This window comes from Planktomarina temperata RCA23 (genome assembly GCF_000738435.1).
GTDB lineage: Bacteria > Pseudomonadota > Alphaproteobacteria > Rhodobacterales > Rhodobacteraceae > Planktomarina > Planktomarina temperata.
On sequence record NZ_CP003984.1, the window covers coordinates 1,827,938 to 1,848,170 of the forward strand.

Below are 20,233 nucleotides of genomic sequence, written 5' to 3' on the forward strand. Positions count from 1 at the left end.
CTCTCCTTAAACCAAAACCGAGCCAGAGGCGTCGATGGCGCCTTTCATGGCAGCGTCGCCCAAAAGCATTTCATTATGCGCTTTGCCTGATGGGATCATCGGGAAACAATTTTCATGTTTTTCCACCAAACAGTCAAAGATCACGGGGCCATCATAGGCCAGCATCTCCATAATAGCCTCATCGAGATCAGCCGGATCTGAACATAGGATGCCTTTGGCACCAAAGGCCTCCGCCAATTTCACGAAGTCGGGCAAGGATTCGGACCAGCTTTGCGAATAGCGTTCGCCATGCAGCAGCTCTTGCCACTGGCGCACCATGCCAAGACGTTCATTGTTCAAAATAAATTGCTTCACTGGCAAGCCATATTGCATGGCCGTCCCCATTTCTTGCATATTCATCAACCAGCTGGCCTCACCGGCCACGTTGATCACCAGGCTGCCCGGATGGGCCACTTGCGCCCCAATGGAGGCGGGAACCCCATAGCCCATCGTGCCAAGCCCGCCAGAGGTCATCCAACGATTGGGCTCATTAAATGTCATATATTGCGCTGCCCACATCTGATGCTGGCCAACTTCCGTTGTAATATAGCGATCATGATCTTTCGTCAGCGCTTCAAGCCGTTCCAGCGCATATTGCGGTTTGATCACCTTGCTATCTGCGGCATAATCAAGGCAGCGAATTTTGCGCCATCCATCAATTTCCGCCCACCAGGTTTTCAGGGCTTTGGAATTTGTTTTGCGCCCGCGCGCCTTCCAAACTTTGAGCATATCCTCCAAAACATGCGCCACATCCCCAAGGATCGGGATGTCGACATGGATCACCTTGTTGATCGAGGAGGCATCAATATCAATATGCGCTTTTGTCGACCCGGGGCTAAAGGCATCAAGCCGGCCAGTGATCCGGTCATCAAATCTTGCGCCAATATTGATCATCAGATCGCAATCATGCATCGCCATATTCGCTTCATACAGACCGTGCATGCCCAACATGCCCAACCAATTTTCGCCGTTACCTGGATAACTGCCGAGCCCCATAAGGGTTGACGTGATCGGGAAATTTGTGGCTTCAACCAATTCACGCAGCAATTGGCTGGCAATAGGGCCAGAATTAATAACGCCGCCGCCGGTGTAGAAAACAGGTTTCTCGGCAGTCTCCATCGCCGCAACCAAGGCTGTGATCGCATCAAGATCACCTTTGAGCTGGGGTTGGTAATGCGATTTCATCTTGGCTGGCCCCTCATAGGTGCCATTGGCAAATTGCACATCCTTGGGGATGTCCACCAAAACCGGGCCAGGCCGACCAGAACAGGCCACGTGAAAGGCACTATGGAGCGTATGCGCCAAAGCGTCAGTGTCTTTGACCAACCAATTGTGTTTGGTGCATGGGCGCGTGATGCCAACGGTATCGGCCTCTTGAAATGCATCAGAGCCAATCATGAAGGTCGGCACCTGCCCTGTCAGCACAACCAAAGGAATGCTGTCCATAAGCGCATCAGTGAGACCCGTCACCGCATTGGTTGCGCCGGGGCCCGAAGTGACAAGAACAACGCCAGGCTTGCCGGTCGAGCGCGCATAGGCTTCGGCGGCATGCACCGCGCCTTGCTCATGGCGAACCAGAAAATGCTTGATGCTATTTTGTAGAAAAATTTCATCATAAATCGGCAAGACAGCTCCGCCGGGGTATCCAAACACCGTATCAACCCCTTGATCAATCAGGGCCTGTACCACCATTTTTGCGCCGGACATTGTTTGGGTCATCTTAATTCACTTTCATTCTTGGCATAAAAAAACCCCCGTTTTCAGGGGGCATGGGCAAGGCGAATACCATGGGTCTGGTATCAGCAGCGGCCCTCTTGCCGCAGGACGACGATTTTGTTCATGTCGATCATGCCTTGGTTTCCTATTCTGACGTTAACTTATGGCCCACTACTGAGAGCGTCAACCGGGTTTTGTAAATTTTCTGACGAAAAAAGACCAATTTGGGGTTTTTTATTTCGTAATGATCCGCATTTTGGAAAGAATTGAAATTCATCCGGTTGCAAAATTCAAAAGAAATCGCTCCGATTGGGATGAATTTTTTCGTCTGCTATTAGCAATTCTTTCATCACTGCAATGTTATGAAGCCAACAGAGGCATGGGCGCGAGACGCGGAACAGCTGGCTCCGGGTTATCACTATGGGCTGAGCGCTTTGGTCTGCGCGCAAAAGCAGGAGATAAAAATGAAACAGACATGCATAACACTGGCGATAATATCCTTAATTCCGATCAGCGCGTCAGCATCGGGATTGACCTATTCGGAAAGCCGGTTGAATTATCAAAATCAGGAATCAAACAGCAATATCGCAAGGCGTGCAAATCTGAACCTTGGATTTGAGGCTGGCGGGAACCAATATGGGCTGCGCTACATTCACCGCAACTCTGCGAACAACCCAAGCACGCAGGAAGCGAACATCTCTTTTGGATCGCATTTGACTAACAGATTGTTCGTCGAAGGCATGGTATCCTCCGAGAAAGGCGACACCTATGACAACCGCGGCTATGGGTTTCGAACAGAATATCAAACATCACTTGGCCGGCTTGGCGCTTTTTACCGTACATGGGATGATGAAGAGGCGAATACCAGAATTTACTCCACCTTCGAAACCTTGCCCGGGCTGTTCAGCGGAGTAATTCGCTACCAAAGCAGAACGCCAACAAAAACCGACACCTCCTACGATATCGTCGCTAGATATGAAACACAAACAAGCGGCCTATATTTCGCAACCTCCCGCGAAACCGACGACGATCATAGTTGGGAGTACGCCCTATCTGGAGACTATCAGTTTGAAAACGTGCATTTTCTGGCTGGATTTGGTCGACGGGGCCATGACAATAGCGCAACGCTCCTGGCTTTTGGCTTTGGCGCATCCTACGATGTGACAGACCAGACCTCCTTGGCCGCGGTCATAGGTCAACACCGTAAGAGCGGCGCATCAGACACTGATATTTCCTTAACCTTAAACTGGTCCTTCGGTGATGCTCCCAATGCGGAACGGGCGATTGCTGATACACAAACCAAAGCCTACCGCATCGCATTTGTTCGGTAACTCCCAAACCCTAGATCAATCCCCTAGGGATTGATCTAGGTCAAAACGCAAAACATATGACATATTTGCAATAGCTTAGAACCGGGGCCATGCGCCAAAGTCATGCGTAATGACACCATGCAATACCTCCGTCGCAGCCCTTAGCTGTGACAGCTGGCCCATCGGCGACCGCAGCTTCGATCCATGCCCATTTGGTTGCCCGCCAAGCTCCCGTCGTCCATTCCCATAGGCCATTGCCTTGTGCTGGGCGACTTTGTGACAGCCTGAGTGCTATATGGTATTCGACACGGTCTTTCACTCTGAAACCTCCCCGAAAAATAACCGGTGCAGGAATAACCTGTTGTTTGTTGGATTTTTGCTGCTATCTTTAAATTCTATTAACGATCAGTCGGAGGCGTGTTCTACGCCGCCCGACATTTCTATGGGAGGAAAATATATGGATCGTCGTTCTTTTCTAAAGGCCTCTGCTCTTGGCGGCGGCGCGGCTGCAGTGTCCTCACTGGCAGCTCCGGCAATCGCGGGCGGCCATGCACGCACGCTCACAATGGTTACATCCTGGCCCCGCGGCTTTGCGGTTCTTGACGATGCTGCGACCTATTTCAATGAAGCGGTGAACGCCATGTCCGGCGGCGAATTGATCATTGAGAAAAAAGCACCCGGTGAATTGGTGGGCGCATTCGAAGTGTTTGACGCCGTGACCTCCGGTCAGGCCGATATGTATCACTCTGCCGATTACTATTTCCTAGGCCAGCACCCCGGTTACGCGTTCTACACAGCCGTTCCCTTCGGTGCAACGGCGCAAGAGCTGACCAATTGGTACTATCACGACGGCGGTCAAGACCTGCACGACGAATTGGGCAGCATCTTTGGTCTGAAGTCTTTCCTATGTGGCAACTCCGGCTCACAGTCCGGCGGGTGGTTCCGCAAAGAAATCAAATCGGCCCAAGACTTGGCCGGCTTGCGCTTCCGTATGCCGGGCCTTGGCGGCCAGGTTCTAGGCAAATTGGGCGTTTCTGTGCAAAACATCCCAGGCGGCGAGCTTTATCAAGCGCTCTCCTCTGGCGCTTTGGATGGTCTTGAGTGGGTTGGACCATTTGCCGATGAACGCGCAGGCTTCCAAGAAGTTGCAAAAGTCTACTACACAGCCGGCTTCCACGAGCCAGGCTCCGGCCTTGCTTGCGGTATGAACTTGGACGTTTGGAACGATTTGTCAGATCAGCACAAAGCCATCATCGACAATGCAACGAAAGCCACAACGCATTATCAACTGTCTCAGACTTTGGCCAACAACGGCGCCGCCCTGGCCCGCTTGCAGGCTCAAGGTGTGCAAACACTGCAGTTCTCCGATGATGTTTGGGATGCATTTGGCGCCGCTTCGAAAGAGGTTCTGGACGAAAATATGGGCGATGATCTCTTCGCACGTATCCGCAATTCTTTCGACGCATCTTTGGCCAAATCCTCCGATTGGATCTTGAAATCTGACGGTGAATTTGTGTCTCAGCGCAACCGCGTTTTGGCCAACGGCTAAATCTTTAGAGAGGGCCCTGGGAGTTCAGGGCCCTTTTTCATGCCCGGCATTCGGGCTCAGGATGCAAAGATTTGGGGGGATAGGTGTTGGACTGGGTCATCTGGTTTTTTCAAAGCCTCGTAATGGCTTTCTACAATATTGGCTATGCGATCACACATCCCGCCCTATGGCTGGATTGGACCGAAGGCAAAGCCGTCATGCGGTTCATCTATTATGGGGCCTCACAAGAGCTATTTTTTGCAGTTCTAGCCCTATTTCTCACCCTCACGGCTCTGGGCCTGTGGCGCAACGCCATCCTATGGGGCGCTGTCCGGGTCCTGGAAGGATTTGCCAATACCGTTGGCCGCTTTGCAGCTTGGGCTGGCCTATTGATGGTGTTGCAGCAAATTGTAATTGTCTTCATTCAACGGATTTTCCTGGAGGCACAAATCACCTTCGGATTTGGTGTTGGTTTGAGCAAGGACATCAGCTGGTACGCAGAAGAGCTTAAGTTCTACAACGCGATGATCGTATGCCTTTGCGCCGCCTATACCTTTGTTCAAGGCGGGCATGTGCGGGTGGATTTGATTTATTCGGTCGTCAGCTATCGCGCCAAACGGATCATTGATATGCTGGGCAGCCTGTTTTTCATGGTGCCAGCTGCGGTGCTCACTTGGATGTACTCATGGTATTTCCTCTGGCGGCACCTGGTCACGCCAAAAGTATCGGCCAGTGACACGCTGCAACGGTTGGTTGACGGAAAATCACGCGCGTTTAAGTGGAATGTGGAAACAATTGGGTTTTCCCCCAATGGGTTTAATGCATATTTTCTGTTTAAAATTTTGCTGGTGCTTTTCTGTGCCATGATCATTTTGCAAGCGATTGCGTTTTTCTACCGGTCATATTTGGAAATGAAAGAGGGCGAAGCCTCTGACGGCAAATACCTCGATCGAGATCAACTTGGCGACGAAGAGGCCGAATTGGCCGCAGACATTCATTAGGGGCTAGAGCTATGATTTTTGGATTAGATGGCGTCGAAATTGGCCTATTGATCGTCTTTCTCTGCCTATTTGGCGGGATTCTCTCAGGCTTTCCGGTGGCCTTTGCCATTGGTGGCGCCGCTGTCATCTCTTTTGGCATCATTGCGGCTTTGGACAGCGGTGGGCTGTTGATCCACCAAGCAATTGACAAATCCTCTGCTGAGTTTGGCGCGCTGATGGTCCAAGGTATTAAGGCGGATACGGTAAGCGTCTTCCGATACCCCGAATTGCCACGCATTGAGGTGCCTGTCTTCGCCAATGGCTGGGAAGTGGCGCTGGATCGGAATGTGTCTTTCATTGTCAACCGGATCAACGAGCGGGTCTTGGCGGGACAATCTATCGAGACACTTTTAGCGGTTTTGATGTTTGTTTTGATGGGCATCACTCTGGAACGGTCCAAAATTGCCAATGATCTATTGACCACCATGGCGCGGGTCTTTGGCCCCCTGCCCGGTGGTCTCGCCGTCTCTGTGGTCGTCGTGGGCGCTTTTCTGGCTGCCTCAACCGGCATTGTTGGCGCGACGGTTGTCACCATGGGGCTGCTCAGCTTGCCCACCATGTTGCGCAATGGCTATTCACCCGAGCTCTCAACCGGCGTGATCGCGGCCTCTGGCACCTTGGGGCAGATCATTCCGCCCTCTATTGTGATTGTGTTGTTGGGCACGCTTGCCGGTGATCTTTACTCGCGGGCCCAGGAGGTGCGGGCGCAATCCATGGGTTGTACCGATGCCTTGACCTATCTGGGTGAGCCTGCGGTGGTCTCGGTCGGCACATTGTTCCAAGCGGCCCTTTTGCCTGGCATTTTGCTGGCGGGTCTCTATGCCGGTTATGCTTTTGTCTATGCGCTGATCAACCCGTCCAAGGCGCCCGCGGTGCAAATGGGTGGCGGATCTGGGGAGTCTATTGGCCGGACTCACGCGCTACAATGGTTCTTAGCCGCCCCCATCGCCTTAATCGGGGGGGCCATCCTTCTGGGCCAGGCCAATATGATTGGCTCGCAGGACATTTCAGTCTCATCACGGTCTGAACTCTCAGAAGGCGCTTCGCTTCGAACCAACGTCGGGCCCGACTGCCAGGCGGCGATGATTGAGCTGCACGGGCAAGAGGCCTGGGATCTGGCGATTTCAGAACAGCAAGCGATCGCAGACGCGGGCGGTACGGTGGAAAGCCGTGCCCTCACTGACCAGGAGATTGAAGATAATATTTCGCAGCGCGTCGCAAATGCTGCGCCCATCGGGCTCGGGATTGCAATTGGATTGATCCTGATGACGCTGGTTCTCACCACGGCACGGGGTGTGGCGCCACGGCAGGACTTCAGACCGCTGGCCATCGGCTTTGCCGGGGTGGCTTTGGGCCTGGTTATGGATATCGTTTTCGTCACACCACGCACATCGGCAGGCGTCACCTTTATCCTTATGGTGCTGCCTATGGCGCTCATATTCTACGGGCTGCGCACTGCGGTGGCGCGTTTGGCGGAAAATGAGTTGATCCGAGTGGTCTTCCCACCGCTTATTCTCATCGTCGCCGTGCTGGGCTCCATACTTGGGGGCATCACCAACCCAACGCCCGCCGCGGCGCTTGGTGCGGGCGGAGCGATCATGCTGGCGGCCTTCCGCAAGTTGAAAGATGAGAATAAATCTCCCAAGATCATCATCGGTTCGGCCTTCGCATTGGTGATCATGCTCTTGGTCGGGATGAACTTTGATCTGCGCGTGCGGCAAGATGCGGTGTCCTTGGAAAGCTGGGTTGCCTTCTTTGTCGCTCAGGCGGCCTATCTCTATGCGCTCTTCGGGCTGCTCTATGCCTGCTGGACGTTGTTCCGCTCGGGCGTCCTAAGCCCGGTGGTGCGCGAGACGGCAAAGGTAACCTCTATGGTCTTCACCATTTTGATCGGGTCACAATTGCTCAACCTTGTGGTGATTAGCTTTGGCGGCGAACATTATATCCAAGACTTCCTCAAGAGTTTTGACAGTGAATTCACTGTCTTCTTGATTGTGATGCTCGTTCTATTTGTCCTTGGCTTTGTGCTCGATTTTCTCGAAATCATATACATCGTGATCCCCATTGTGGGGCCAGTGATCTATGGCGGAACAATGGATCCCAAATGGGTGACCATCATGATTGCGGTGAACTTGCAGACCTCATTCTTGACCCCACCCTTTGGCTTTGCGCTGTTTTACCTCCGCGGCGTTGCACCAAAAGAAGTGACAACCGGGCATATCTACCGCGGTGTGATCCCCTTTGTTTTGATCCAAGTTCTAGGGCTGTTGCTCTTGTTCTGGTTCCCGTGGGTCGTCACCATCATCCCCAACCTCTTGGCCGGGTAAATTCATGACCTCTCAACGAAAAAGGGCGCTCAATTCGGCGCCCTTTTTTGCGTGGTACGCCTATGTCTCATGGCTATGGGTCATCTCAGGCATGGCGATATGAGCGACCTGCTCGGAGATCGATTTGATCTCACATAGATTTTTGTCGCGGCTAAAGTCATCCTCAAGATCAAGCTGCCGCCAGCGACCATCTCGAAAAATTTCAACACCTTTGAACCGCGCTTTATAGTCCATTTTTGGACTGCCAGGCACCCAATAGCCGAGATAGACATAGGGCAAACCAGCTTCACGCGCCATGTCGATGTGATCGAGGATCATATAGGTGCCGATGGAGTTTTGTGGCTGCGAGGTATCAAAGAAGCTATAGACCAATGATAGGCCATCATCGAAAATATCTGTCAGACACACCGCCTTCAGCTCTCCATCCGATTGCGAATATTCCATCACCCGGCTGGTCACAGGGGTTTCCTCTATCATTGCGGCGAACTCGAAAATATCCATATCCGCCATACCGCCTTGTGCATGGCGCGCATCAAGATAGCTGCGAAACAGATCATATTGCTGTTCAGTGGCCCAAGGGGCGATGCGCCGGCGTTGCAGCGCGGCGTTGCGCTTCAAGATCCGCTTTTGCGACTTGCTCGGTTGAAACTTGGCGACATCGATCCGCGCCGAAAGGCAGGCCGAGCAAGAGGCGCAGGCCGGGCGATACAGAACATTTTGAGACCGCCTGAACCCTTGTTTTGACAAGCTATTGTTCAAAATTCCCGCATCCGCCCCCTGCAAAGAGGTGAAAAGCTTTCGCTCCATCCGGTCCTCAAGATAGGGACAGGGTTGGGGCGCTGTGACGTAAAATTGCGAAGCTATGGGAACGGTATGACGCATGATTTCCAGTTAGATTTTTTTTAAGCTTATCAATCCATAGGATAACCGCCAAGAGTGATTTTTACCATGGGTCACTCAAAATGCCTGCCCCCAAGACACTCTGCCGCGCGTCAGAGATCTACGGGCCACAAAAAAGGGGCCAGCCGAAGCCAGCCCCAAGTGTTTACAATCATAGCACCTTAGCTACAGCCAGATGTTCCACCGCAGGTGTTGCATTTCATACAGGTGCCGTTGCGCACCAAGGTGTAATTACCGCATTCCCCACATGGGTCACCTTCATAGCCCTGCATTTTGGCTTTGGTCCGATCGTCCATAACCGCGGCCGTCGAGACTTCGGAGCCGCGTGTTGCCATGGCAACAGCCGTATCCAGCGCTGCATCCATTGGCATTGCCTCTGCTGAGACCGCGCCCAGCATTTGGCCGCCCTGATAGACCACAAATTCTTGCGGTACTCGATTGCGGTGATAGCCCGTGGACACCATTTGCTTGAGAACTTCGATTCCCTTGGCCGCTTTGCTCTCTTCGACAGCGCGGAGGTTGGATGCCCCCTCCTCTTCCCCGCGGCCGATGTCATCAAATGATGCGCCCTCAGGTTTGACATGGGCCAGATCTTCGCGGTCGAGATAGGAAACCGCCAATTCCCGGAAGATATAATCCAAGATCGAGGTTGCATTTTTGATGCTATCGTTGCCTTGAACCATGCCGGCGGGCTCAAATTTGGTGAAGGTAAACGCGTCGACAAATTCATCGAGCGGCACACCATATTGAAGGCCGACGGAGACTGCGATGGCGAAATTATTCATCATCGCCCGGAAGCCCGCGCCCTCTTTGTGCATATCGATGAAGATTTCGCCCAATTGGCCGTCCTCATACTCACCGGTGCGCAGATAGACCTTATGTCCGCCAACAATTGCCTTTTGCGTATAGCCCCGACGACGTTGAGGCATTTTCTCACGGTTCGAGCGGATCACCTCTTTGATCACCACTTTTTCGACGATTTTCTCTGCCAAAACCGCGGCTTTTTCTTGGGCAGAGCCGGTGGCCAGAATCTCTTCGGCTTCCTCATCATCTTCGACAAGCGAAGCGGCCAGAGGTTGCGAAAGTTTGGAGCCATCGCGATACAAAGCATTGGCCTTGATCCCCAAAGACCAGCTCAATTCATAGGCCGCCTGACACTCCTCAATGGTCGCGTCATTGGGCATATTGATGGTCTTGGAAATCGCACCAGAGATAAAGGACTGTGCTGCGGCCATCATATAGATATGGCTGTTCACACTTAGATACCGCTTGCCTTTTTTGCCACAAGGATTGGCGCAATCGAAGATGCTGTAATGCTCTTGTTTCAGATGCGGTGCACCCTCCAAAGTCATTGTGCCGCAGACATGGTCATTGGCCGCGTCAATCTCCGCACGGCTAAAGCCCAGATGCGTGAGCAGATCGAAGCTTGGATCCATAAGTTTGGCCTCTGGAATACCCAGAACACCGGTGCAGAAATCTGCCCCTAAGGTCCATTGGTTGAACACAAAGCGGATATCAAAGGCTGAGGGCAAGGCCGTCTCAATCTTATCAATTTCAGCCTGGCCAAAGCCATGACCAATCAAAGCCGTGTGATTGATCCCAGGCGCATTGCCCAAAGACCCATGACCCACAGCGTAGCTGACGATCTCTTCTATTTCATTGCTGCGATAGCCCTGTTTGGCCAATGCGGCCGGCACCGATTGGTTGATAATCTTGAAATATCCACCACCTGCGAGTTTTTTGAATTTCACCAAGGCAAAATCTGGCTCAATGCCGGTTGTGTCGCAATCCATGACCAGGCCAATGGTGCCAGTTGGGGCAATCACAGTGGATTGGGCGTTGCGATACCCGTGTTTTTCCCCCAACGCGATGGCTGTATCCCAGCTCTGTTTTGACAAGGCAACCAGAGTTTGATCTGGGCAATTTGCATGATCGAGCGGCACCGGTTTGATCGCAAGATCTTCATAGCCGTCGCTTTCGCCATAGGCCGCATTGCGGTGATTGCGCATCACACGCAGCATGCTGTCGGAATTTTTCTTATACCCGGGGAACGGCCCCAGCTCACCAGCCATTTCGGCTGATGTGGCATAGGCCACACCGGTCATCACAGCTGTGAGTGCGCCGCAAAGCGCACGGCCCTCATCACTGTCATAGCCCAAGCCCATATTCATCAATAGGCCGCCAATATTGGCATAGCCCAGGCCAAGTGTACGGAACTCATAGGAGCGTTGCGCGATCTCCTTGGAAGGAAACTGCGCCATCAGGACGCTAATCTCAAGGGTCACAGTCCAAAGACGTGTGGCATGCACATAGTCATCCGCCTGGAACTCACCATTTTCATAGAAGGTCAGCAGGTTCATCGAGGCCAGGTTACAGGCCGTGTCATCCAAGAACATATATTCAGAACACGGATTAGACCCACGGATTTCCCCGTCCGCAGGGCAAGTGTGCCACGCGTTGACCGTATCATGATACTGAATGCCCGGATCGGCGCAGGCCCATGCAGCATGCCCCACCTGCTCCCAAAGATCACGCGCTTTTATGGTCTTGGAAACAGAGCCATCGGTCCGGTTCAACAATTGCCAATCCGCATCCTTTTGAACCGCGTAGAGAAACGCGTCGGTGACACGGATGGAGTTGTTGGAATTTTGACCAGAGACAGAATTATAGGCCTCCGAATCCCAATCTGTGTCATAGGTTGGGAACTCGATGCTGGTGTGGCCCTGTTTGGCGTAATCCAGCACGCGTTTGACATAGGTCTCTGGGATGGAGACTTTCTTCGCCGCTTTCACCGCCTCTTTCAAAGCCGGGTTCACTTTAGGATCATAGGCGTCTGTTGCGGCCCCATCCCAAGATTTAATCGCGGCAAAAATCAAGTTGAGCTTTTCTTCGTGCATTTTGGAGCCGGCCACGATGGAGGCCACTTTCTGCTCCTCGATCACCTTCCAGTTGATGAAATCTTCGATATCGGGGTGATCTGCATCACAGATCACCATTTTCGCGGCCCGGCGGGTGGTGCCACCGGATTTGATCGCTCCAGCGGCCCGATCACCGATTTTCAAAAAGCCCATCAGGCCAGAAGATTTGCCGCCGCCCGAGAGATGTTCACCGGCGCCGCGTAAGGACGAGAAGTTGGTGCCTGTACCCGAACCATATTTAAACAAACGCGCCTCACGGACCCAAAGATCCATGATCCCGCCGTCATTCACCAGATCATCGGAGACGGATTGAATGAAGCAAGCATGCGGCTGCGGATGCTCATAGCTGCTGTCCGATTTGGTCAGCTTGCCAGTTTTGTAATCGACGTAATGATGCCCCTGCGCCGGGCCATCAATCCCATAGGACCAATGCAGCCCAGTGTTAAACCATTGCGGCGAGTTCGGAGCGGCTCTTTGGGTTGCCAACATATAGCGCATCTCGTCAAAATAAGCGCTGGCGTCCTCTTCCGTGGTAAAATAACCACCCTTCCAGCCCCAATAGGCCCATGCGCCGGCCAAACGATCAAAGACTTGCTTGGCGGAGGATTCCCCGCCAAATATTGCATTCTCTGCCGCCACGCGGCGACGCAAAAAGCTCGGCATGCCTGATTCTTTAACGGCTTTCGTTTCAGAAGGCACACCAGCCTTGCGGAAATACTTCTGCGCCAGAACATCTGACGCAACCTGCGACCATGATGCCGGAACCTCTAGATCGGCCAGATGAAACACCACTGTGCCATCGGGATTGCGAATCTCGCTGGTGGTCTTTGTGAACTCAATTGAGCTATATGCGTCTTCATTGGGGCTGGTAAATCGCCGTTCAATCTTCATGTCTCTGCCTCATTTTGCCGATTAAATACGGCTCTCTACATAATTAACCAGCACTCACTTCTCTGAAACCTGTCTTGGTCCAGGGGCCTCACCGCCTAGTTCGAAACACTACATTTGGTGTATTTCTTCGCTGCCACTACTAACTGATCCAGTTTCTAAGGGCAGGTCAACGATTTTTTAACATTTTTTAAAGGAAAAAATGCTTGACGCAGAAAACGACTATTTTTCTACCCCTATGGCTAGGCCATATGGATATGTCGCGCCTCGTTTGGTGGCGCGCATCTTTCAAAGCCCCCGCGGGAATTTGGAAATTGCTCTCCGAGACCTCTGCATAACCCAGCCGCCAAGCCAAAACATTTTGCCCGGTGGCAACACCGGGCTGCGCCTGCCTGCCCCCCGGCAGGCGCATTCACCATCTGGGTATACTGGATATATGGTTATTGCTCAAATTTTGCAGTGACTTCGCCACCAAACATATGCGCCCGCCCAGGCAGGCGCTGCCCTCATTTCATGGTGAAATGGTGTTTTGCAGAGATCTTAGGGAGAGTGGTCGGGGCGGCGAGATTCGAACTCACGACCCCCTGTACCCAAAACAGGTGCGCTACCAGACTGCGCCACGCCCCGACACTGCGGCTTCTTTAGGCAATTGGATTGAGAAAGAAAAGGGGTTTTCACACACAGCCGGGGGTTTTTTCGTCTCCGGCCAATCTCGCATGGCTCAAAACCGTATCCGGACCCATTTTCAGAGCTGAGGCCAGCCCAGCGTTGATCTCCAAAACATATTGCGCCGGCCCGGTGCTGCGCAATGGTGTCTCATCTCCGGGAATCGCATCTGCTCGAATATTGACCAGGCGACCGGCGGAATCAAAAAATAATATATCCAAGCCGATCAGCGTGTTTTTCATCCAAAAAGACAGGATGCGTTCGCGCTCATAGACAAACAGCATGGCGGAAAACTTGGCAAGCTGCGGCCTGTTCATCAAGCCGCGCGCCCGCTCAGCCTCATCATCCATCACTTCAACTTGAAATTTAACGCTGCCCCAAGGGCCTGACAGGTGGACGTGACCTTCGTTGCAATCCGCGGCGCCGATGCTGCCCATGAAACAGACAAACGCAGCGAGAATTGCACTGTATCGGATCATTCTACCTTCGCCGCCTCCCAGCTTAGGATCGCCACGGCCATCAGGCCCCGCTCACCCTCAACAACTCTCAGGGCCACCCCTTCACCTGCAACCAAACCCGAAAGGCCACAGCGGCGCAAGACATCTATATGCACAAATATGTCGGCCGACTTTCCGAAGACATTGGCAAACCCGAAGCCCTTGGCCTTATCAAACCATTTGATCCGCCCCGGCTGCAGCTCAATCTCTGACAGGGCCACGTCATCCAGCGCGTCCATTTCTCCATAGCCAAACGTGTTAAATGACCTGGGAGAGGCAACGGATAAGACCTCAGAAGCTTGGATGCCGCGATCGGAGCGATGGGCAATGACTTTGATCTCAACGCCGTCGGCAATCGAACTTTGCCCAAAATTGCGCAGCACATTGGCATGCAACAAAATATCCATATCTATTTCATCGGAAACGATGAAACCAAAGCCTTTTACGGGATCAAACCACTTAATTGTTCCGGTAAGCGTCAAACCGCCATCAACAGTGTCTCGGGACATGTTTATCTTTCAGTAATTAAATTAAACAATTTCAAATATCTAATACTTAACGCATTCTATCGTAAATTAATTTAGAGCCGCGCTCAACCACATATGCACTGCAGCAGCGCAAAATTTCGCGCGCAAATACCCTATATGCGCTTGAACTGGCGCTTCTGGTCTTATGGGCAACACGCGATGATCGCCATCTTATGCCGCCCACACATCAATACGGCCTAAGGGTAAAGACGTTGCACGTCCCATGCCGCCTCTGGCGTTGATCGTGTCCATCGGAAGCGGTCATGTAAACGCGCCTCCCCATCGGCCCAAAATTCTAACTCAACAGGCGTGATGCGAATCCCGCCCCAAAAACTTGGCCGCGTGACAGAATCGCCCTGCTCTGCGCGCACCGCTTCCACGCGGTCCATCAAAACTTGCCGCGACTCGAGCGGTTGCGACTGGACCGAGGCCACAGCGCCGATCCGTGATAGAGGCGACCGGCTCATGAAATAATCATCCGCCAGCGGGCCATCTTCCCGCTCCACAAAGCCGCGACACCGGATTTGTCGGCGCAGAGATTTCCAGTGGATGACAAAGGCCGCACGGCCGGCTTCAAAGGCCTCTTGGGCCTTTGTGCTCTCGTAATTGGTATAAAAGACAAAACCGCCATCTTCGATAGATTTGAGCAATACAATCCGCGCATTGGGCATGCCGTTCCTGTCAACTGTCGACAGTGCCATAGCGTTGGGATCATTCAACTCCCCGGCCTCTGCGGCGCTCATCCAATCGCGCGCCAATGCAAAGGGATCGTTGCCTTCGAAAATTCCAGTTCTTTTTTCCATGTCAGAAGTAGCCTTTGGGTTGATGCACAGGGGGTGTTCGCTTAGACCATTCATAATATAATTTTCGATGGGGGAAAGTCCAATGGGGCTGATGACCGGAAAACGTGGCCTGATCATGGGCCTGGCCAATGATAAATCGATTGCCTGGGGCATCGCTGAGGCTTTGCAGGCCGAGGGTGCGCAGATCGGTGTGACCTATGTCGGGGACGCGATGAAAAAGCGCGTTTTGCCACTGGCCGAACAGCTCAACGCGACCATCGTCGCAGAATGTGACGCCGGGGACCCGGCCTCTATCGCCGCTTTGATGAAGCAAGCAAAAGAGGCATGGGGCCAGATAGACTTTATCGTGCACGCCATTGGTTTTTCAGATAAATCCGAGTTGCGCGGGCAATATATCAATACATCGCGGGACAATTTCCTAATGACGATGGATATTTCCGCCTATTCCTTCACCGCCATTTTGCAAGCGGCCCAAGAGCTATTGGCGCCCGGCGCATCCTGCCTGACCATGACCTATTACGGCGCGGAAAAAGTTATGCCCAATTACAATGTTATGGGCGTGGCAAAGGCAGCTTTGGAAGCCTCGGTGCGCTATTTGGCCGAGGACTTGGGGCGCTACAATATCCGCGTCAACGCGATCTCAGCGGGAACCATCAAAACCCTAGCCGCCTCCGGCATCGGCGATTTTCGCGAGATTATGAAATGGAATGAAACCAACAGCCCGTTGCGCCGCACAGTGACCCAGGCGGAAGTCGGAAAATCGGCTCTTTATCTGCTGTCAGACCTCGGATCTGGGGTGACGGGGGAAATCCTACATGTGGATGCCGGCTATCATGTCATCGGAATGAAGGGTCTCGAGCTGCCTGAATAGCAGGTAAAGCGATTTTTAAGGTAAGGAAACATCATGTCAGATCGTCTACCACATGAAAAAGGCTTCCATGTCAGCTGGGATCAAATGCACCGAGATTCGCGGGCATTGGCCTGGCGTCTCGATGGCAAAGGCCCCGAAGATGGCGGATGGCGTGCGATTGTGGCGATTACACGCGGCGGCATGGCCCCTGCGATGATTGTGGCGCGGGAATTGGACGTGCGCAATGTCGATACGGTCAGCGTGAAAAGCTATCACCATCAAGAACGCGCCGATGCCGTGATCCTCAAGGCCCCAGATGCACATTTAATGGGCGATGGCACGGGTATTTTGGTCATTGATGATTTGGTTGACAGTGGGAAAACTCTGGAGCTGGTGCGCTCAAAATATCCTAAGGCCCATTTCGCCACGGTCTATGCCAAACCGCAAGGCCGTCCTATGGTGGATACATTCATTACCGAAGTCAGCCAAGACACTTGGATCTTCTTTCCTTGGGATATGGCGTTGCAATATGTCCAACCTTATCGTGGCACCGATTGACCACCAAGGCTCAAGAGGGGCTCCATAACTGTACAGAGAGGTCAGCCGATGCGCCGCGACATCATTATTGACACGGATCCCGGCCAAGATGATGCGGTGGCAATCTTGCTGGCCTTGGCGTCTGAGGAACTTAACGTTCTGGGACTGACCTGCGTTGCGGGCAATGTCCCTTTGGAGCGCACCAGCTACAACGCGCGGCAGGTCTGCGAATTGGCAGGTCGCGCCGATGTGCCAGTGTTTGCCGGCTGTGACCGCCCGATGGGTCGCGGTTTGGTCACGGCAGAACATGTCCATGGCGACAGCGGATTGGATGGGGCGCCGCTCCCCGCGCCGGTGATGGAATTGCAAAGCACCCACGCGGTAGATTTTATCATCAGCGCCCTGCGCACAGCGCCGCCAAAGACCATCACACTCTGCCCCCTTGGCCCGCTGACCAATATCGCCACCGCCCTGCAACGGGCGCCTGATATCGCCGAGCGCATCGCACAGGTTGTCTTGATGGGCGGGGCTTATTTTGAGGTTGGCAATATCACGCCCGCGGCTGAATTTAACATCTATGTTGACCCCGAAGCGGCGCAGCTGGTGTTTCGATCCGGTGTGGATTTGGTCGCAGCGCCTCTGGATGTGACGCATAAAGCTCTGACCACGCCAGCCTGGAGCGCCGCATTGCGGGCCAAAAACCATCCAGTCTGCGACGTGGTGGCCGGCTGGACAGAGTTCTTTGAGCGGTTTGATTCCGAGAAATATGGCTCCGAAGGCGCGCCGCTGCACGACCCATGCGTCATTGCCTATTTGATCGCGCCCGAGCTCTTCTCAGGGCGGAGGATCAATGTGGAAATTGAAACCCAATCCGAGTTGACCCGTGGCATGACAGTTGCCGATTGGTGGCGCGTCACGGATCGCCCGGCCAATGCGCTGTTTTTAGGCAATATTGATGCGACAGGCTATTTTGATCTCATCACTCAGCGCTTGGCGCGTTTGTGATGCGGGCCAATTGGGACAATAGCTACGCAGCCCTGCTGCCGCAAATGTTCACCCGGCAAGCGCCTGTGCCGGTTGCGGACCCTCAGGGTTTGATGCTCAATACCGAACACGCCGAAGAACTTGGCATCAATTTTGATGAGGATTGGCCAGCGTTTATGGCGGGCAATCAAATTCCTCAGGGCGCAGACCCGATAGCGCAGGCCTATGCCGGCCATCAATTTGGCCATTGGAACCCTCAGCTTGGCGATGGGCGCGCGGTTCTGCTCGGCGAGGTGATCGGGCCGCAAGGGCGCTTTGATATTCAACTCAAAGGCGCCGGACGCACCGCCTGGTCGCGCAATGGCGATGGGCGGGCCTGGTATGGGCCGGTCTTGCGTGAATATTTGATCTCAGAAGCTATGCATGCACTCGGCATTCCCACCACCCGCGCCCTGGCGGCCGTGGCCACCGGCGAGACCATTCTGCGCGAGCAAGGCCCCCTGCCCGGCGCAATCATATGCAGAACGGCCTCAAGCCATATTCGGGTCGGTACATTTCAATATTTCGCCGCCCGCAATGATACCCAGGCGCTGGAAGCGCTCTTACAGCAAGCCCGGGCGCGCCACTATGGCGCGTCACAAACGGTCGAGCAATTTTTGAGCGCCGCCGTGGCCGCGCAAGCGCGCCTCATCGCGCAATGGATGGGCGTGGGCTTTATTCACGGCGTGATGAACACAGACAACAGCCATGTGGGAGGGATTACAATTGATTATGGCCCCTGTGCGTTCATGGATGATTTTGTGCCGATGAAGACCTTCAGCTCCATTGATCGGCAGGGCCGCTATGCCTATGGCAATCAGCCAAATTTGGCCGCTTGGAATATGGCTCAATTGGCGACGGCTTTGCTGCCCCTCACAGAGGATCGCGACGCCGCCGTCACCCGCTTTACCGAAATTGTGCAGGGCTTTGGCGACATATTCGACACTGAATATGCAGCAGTTTTTGCCCGTAAGATCGGTTTGACACCAAACCAAGAGACGGGTGCGCTGATTGATGGTTTGCTCAAAATCATGGCCGATATCGGCGCAGATTTGACGCTGAGTTTCCGATCTTTGGCCCTGGGGGACGCTCATGCGCATTTGGGCGCACATCCTGATTTTACCGATTGGCACGCCCGTTGGCAGGCGGCTGGACCGGCGCAGGCTGCGTTGGCGCAGGTTAACCCGGCCATCATCCCACGCAATCATCTGGTGGAAGCCATGATCGCTAATGCGGTTGCCGGTGACATGCAGCTGTTTCACGCGCTGCATACGGCCCTTAAGACGCCATATGCGCCCTGTGACACTGCAAGGTTCATCGCCGCCCCGAGCCCACAAGAGGCTGTAACACAAACTTTTTGCGGCACCTAACGCGGCGCAGTGTAGAAAATTATCGCCCTCTATGCCATAAGCAGATATGACCTTTTTGCAAATCACCTCCGCCCTTATTGTTCTGGCCGGCACATTTGCCGCGATCAATGCCATTTTTTTCCGCCTGCCCTCAGCAATTGGTATCTTAATCGTCTCGCTCCTGGCCTCTCTTGGGCTCCTCGGCCTTGATGCACTCTGGCCCGGTTTGCACCTGACCGCAGAGCTTCAACGGATGGTCGTCGCGTTTGATTTTTCAGATGCTTTACTTGAAGGGATGCTGGGCCTGCTTTTGTTTGCCGGTGCCCTGCATGTGAAATTTTCCGATCTCAAGGCCCATTGGGGTATTGTTATGCTCATGGCGACCATGGGGGTTTGCCTGTCGACACTGGTTGCGGGGGTTGGATTTAGCTGGATCACCGGCGCTCCGCTGCTGATCGCTCTGGTCTTCGGCGCGCTGATTTCTCCAACCGATCCTGTGGCTGTCTTGGGAGTCTTGCGGGCGGCGAAGCTGCCCAAGTCGCTTGAGACCAAGATTGCCGGCGAGAGCCTGTTTAATGACGGCGTTGGCTATGTGGTGTTTTTGGTTTTAGTGGGCCTGGCCTTTCCGGCCGCGGGTGCCCATGGTGCCAGCTTTGGCGATGCCGCCCTCTTGTTTTTCCGCGAAGCCTTTGGCGGGGCTGTTTTGGGTCTTGCTCTCGGTTGGGGCACCTATCGGGTGATGTGTGAGATTAATGACTATTCTGTCGAAGTCCTGCTGACGCTTGCGCTCGCCTTTGGCGGCTATCAATTGGCGCTTTGGCTGCATGTCTCAGCCCCGATCATGGCCGTCTGCGCCGGGCTTTTGATCGGCGATGAGATGACGGCCCATGCCATGATGCAAAAAACTCGGGACTATGTGGATGCGTTTTGGAAATTGCTCGATGAAATTTTGAATGCGATCCTCTTTCTCATGATCGGCTTAGAGGTCTTTGCCATCGCCTTCTCCATCGGCGCAATCACCGCAGGCCTGCTTGCAATCGGCCTGTCGCTTTTGGCCCGTTGGTGCGCGGTCATTGTGCCCATCATGGTTCTGCGCCCCTTTCGCGACTTCTCCCAGGGCATTGTGCCGATCATGACCTGGGGCGGCCTTAAGGGCGGAATTTCTGTGGCTTTGGCGCTGTCTTTGCCGGAATCTGAATTCAAACCGCTTATATTAACCGTAACCTATATTGTGGTTTTGTTCTCTATCATCGTACAAGGTCTCACTGTTGCGCCAATGGCCCGACGGGTGAGCGATAATCCTGATCCGCGCTAA

General features: G+C 53.6%; 16 protein-coding genes and 1 tRNA gene. 10 read left to right on the forward strand and 7 right to left on the reverse strand.

What is annotated here, in order from left to right; translation table 11 throughout:
* Positions 1-6 precede the first annotated feature (6 nt).
* Complete coding sequence (locus RCA23_RS08705; RefSeq protein ID WP_044049983.1) at positions 7-1,758, reverse strand: acetolactate synthase 3 large subunit; 1,752 nt, start codon at positions 1,756-1,758, stop codon at positions 7-9.
* A 241-nt stretch (positions 1,759-1,999) separates the two neighbouring features.
* Here RCA23_RS08705 and RCA23_RS16525 point away from each other — a divergent pair, with 241 nt between their 5' ends.
* The 5 genes from RCA23_RS16525 (at position 2,000) to RCA23_RS08725 (ending at position 7,960) form a co-directional block, all read left to right on the forward strand.
* On the forward strand, positions 2,000-2,374 hold the full coding sequence (locus RCA23_RS16525; RefSeq protein ID WP_169701378.1) for a hypothetical protein: 375 nt from the start codon (positions 2,000-2,002) through the stop codon (positions 2,372-2,374).
* Positions 2,375-2,468: 94 nt separating this feature from the next.
* Positions 2,469-3,086 (forward strand): hypothetical protein, encoded by a 618-nt coding sequence (locus RCA23_RS16530; protein ID WP_169701379.1) that lies wholly within the window; start codon positions 2,469-2,471, stop codon positions 3,084-3,086.
* Positions 3,087-3,522: 436 nt separating this feature from the next.
* Entirely contained in the window at positions 3,523-4,614 is a 1,092-nt protein-coding gene (locus tag RCA23_RS08715; RefSeq protein ID WP_044049985.1) for a twin-arginine translocation signal domain-containing protein, read from the forward strand.
* 122 nt (positions 4,615-4,736) lie between these two features.
* Entirely contained in the window at positions 4,737-5,594 is an 858-nt protein-coding gene (locus RCA23_RS08720) for a TRAP transporter small permease subunit (protein ID WP_169701380.1), read from the forward strand.
* 11 nt (positions 5,595-5,605) lie between these two features.
* Positions 5,606-7,960, forward strand: coding sequence for a TRAP transporter large permease (locus RCA23_RS08725; protein ID WP_044049987.1), 2,355 nt, complete (start codon positions 5,606-5,608; stop codon positions 7,958-7,960).
* Between the two features lie 60 nt (positions 7,961-8,020).
* Here RCA23_RS08725 and RCA23_RS08730 read toward each other — a convergent pair whose 3' ends face one another.
* From RCA23_RS08730 to pdxH, 6 genes are all read right to left on the reverse strand, one after another.
* The gene (locus RCA23_RS08730) at positions 8,021-8,842 is read right to left on the reverse strand and encodes an arginyltransferase (protein ID WP_044049988.1); all 822 of its coding nucleotides are present in this window, start codon (positions 8,840-8,842) and stop codon (positions 8,021-8,023) included.
* Between the two features lie 179 nt (positions 8,843-9,021).
* Positions 9,022-12,669, reverse strand: a complete 3,648-nt coding sequence (locus RCA23_RS08735; RefSeq protein WP_044049989.1) for a vitamin B12-dependent ribonucleotide reductase — start codon at positions 12,667-12,669, stop codon at positions 9,022-9,024.
* A 547-nt stretch (positions 12,670-13,216) separates the two neighbouring features.
* A tRNA-Pro gene (locus RCA23_RS08745) sits at positions 13,217-13,293 on the reverse strand.
* Positions 13,294-13,340: 47 nt separating this feature from the next.
* Positions 13,341-13,811, reverse strand: coding sequence for a DUF192 domain-containing protein (locus tag RCA23_RS08750; RefSeq protein WP_044049991.1), 471 nt, complete (start codon positions 13,809-13,811; stop codon positions 13,341-13,343).
* Positions 13,808-14,338 carry a cold-shock protein gene (locus tag RCA23_RS08755; RefSeq protein WP_044049992.1) on the reverse strand — a complete coding sequence of 177 codons (531 nt, stop codon included), beginning with the start codon at positions 14,336-14,338 and terminating at the stop codon, positions 13,808-13,810. The genes RCA23_RS08750 and RCA23_RS08755 overlap by 4 nt, the downstream gene beginning before the upstream one ends.
* A 215-nt stretch (positions 14,339-14,553) precedes the next feature.
* Entirely contained in the window at positions 14,554-15,159 is a 606-nt protein-coding gene (gene pdxH / locus RCA23_RS08760) for a pyridoxamine 5'-phosphate oxidase (protein WP_044051428.1), read from the reverse strand.
* 82 nt (positions 15,160-15,241) lie between these two features.
* Here pdxH and fabI point away from each other — a divergent pair, with 82 nt between their 5' ends.
* From fabI to RCA23_RS08785, 5 genes are read left to right on the forward strand one after another with little or no spacing between them, the layout of a single operon-like run.
* A complete protein-coding gene (gene fabI, locus RCA23_RS08765; RefSeq protein WP_044049993.1) occupies positions 15,242-16,030 on the forward strand; it encodes an enoyl-ACP reductase FabI in 789 nt (262 codons plus the stop codon).
* A gap of 33 nt (positions 16,031-16,063) precedes the next feature.
* Positions 16,064-16,567: a xanthine phosphoribosyltransferase gene (gpt, locus tag RCA23_RS08770; protein ID WP_044049994.1), complete on the forward strand. Its 504-nt coding sequence runs from the start codon at positions 16,064-16,066 to the stop codon at positions 16,565-16,567.
* A 48-nt stretch (positions 16,568-16,615) separates the two neighbouring features.
* Positions 16,616-17,551: a nucleoside hydrolase gene (locus tag RCA23_RS08775; RefSeq protein WP_044049995.1), complete on the forward strand. Its 936-nt coding sequence runs from the start codon at positions 16,616-16,618 to the stop codon at positions 17,549-17,551.
* Complete coding sequence (locus RCA23_RS08780) at positions 17,551-18,939, forward strand: protein adenylyltransferase SelO (RefSeq protein ID WP_044049996.1); 1,389 nt, start codon at positions 17,551-17,553, stop codon at positions 18,937-18,939. The genes RCA23_RS08775 and RCA23_RS08780 overlap by 1 nt, the downstream gene beginning before the upstream one ends.
* A 46-nt stretch (positions 18,940-18,985) precedes the next feature.
* Positions 18,986-20,233 (forward strand): cation:proton antiporter, encoded by a 1,248-nt coding sequence (locus RCA23_RS08785; RefSeq protein ID WP_044049997.1) that lies wholly within the window; start codon positions 18,986-18,988, stop codon positions 20,231-20,233.

Excerpts from the sequence above, each read along its gene's own strand:
- RCA23_RS08705 (WP_044049983.1), bottom strand. The coding sequence starts at position 1,758 with ATGACCCAAACAATGTCCGGCGCAAAAATGGTGGTACAGGCCCTGATT.
- RCA23_RS16525 (WP_169701378.1), top strand. The coding sequence starts at position 2,000 with ATGATCCGCATTTTGGAAAGAATTGAAATTCATCCGGTTGCAAAATTC.
- RCA23_RS08715 (WP_044049985.1), top strand. The coding sequence starts at position 3,523 with ATGGATCGTCGTTCTTTTCTAAAGGCCTCTGCTCTTGGCGGCGGCGCG.
- RCA23_RS08720 (WP_169701380.1), top strand. The coding sequence starts at position 4,737 with ATGGCTTTCTACAATATTGGCTATGCGATCACACATCCCGCCCTATGG.
- RCA23_RS08725 (WP_044049987.1), top strand. The coding sequence starts at position 5,606 with ATGATTTTTGGATTAGATGGCGTCGAAATTGGCCTATTGATCGTCTTT.
- RCA23_RS08730 (WP_044049988.1), bottom strand. The coding sequence starts at position 8,842 with ATGCGTCATACCGTTCCCATAGCTTCGCAATTTTACGTCACAGCGCCC.
- RCA23_RS08735 (WP_044049989.1), bottom strand. The coding sequence starts at position 12,669 with ATGAAGATTGAACGGCGATTTACCAGCCCCAATGAAGACGCATATAGC.
- RCA23_RS08750 (WP_044049991.1), bottom strand. The coding sequence starts at position 13,811 with ATGATCCGATACAGTGCAATTCTCGCTGCGTTTGTCTGTTTCATGGGC.
- RCA23_RS08755 (WP_044049992.1), bottom strand. The coding sequence starts at position 14,338 with ATGTCCCGAGACACTGTTGATGGCGGTTTGACGCTTACCGGAACAATT.
- pdxH (WP_044051428.1), bottom strand. The coding sequence starts at position 15,159 with ATGGAAAAAAGAACTGGAATTTTCGAAGGCAACGATCCCTTTGCATTG.
- fabI (WP_044049993.1), top strand. The coding sequence starts at position 15,242 with ATGGGGCTGATGACCGGAAAACGTGGCCTGATCATGGGCCTGGCCAAT.
- gpt (WP_044049994.1), top strand. The coding sequence starts at position 16,064 with ATGTCAGATCGTCTACCACATGAAAAAGGCTTCCATGTCAGCTGGGAT.
- RCA23_RS08775 (WP_044049995.1), top strand. The coding sequence starts at position 16,616 with ATGCGCCGCGACATCATTATTGACACGGATCCCGGCCAAGATGATGCG.
- RCA23_RS08780 (WP_044049996.1), top strand. The coding sequence starts at position 17,551 with ATGCGGGCCAATTGGGACAATAGCTACGCAGCCCTGCTGCCGCAAATG.
- RCA23_RS08785 (WP_044049997.1), top strand. The coding sequence starts at position 18,986 with ATGACCTTTTTGCAAATCACCTCCGCCCTTATTGTTCTGGCCGGCACA.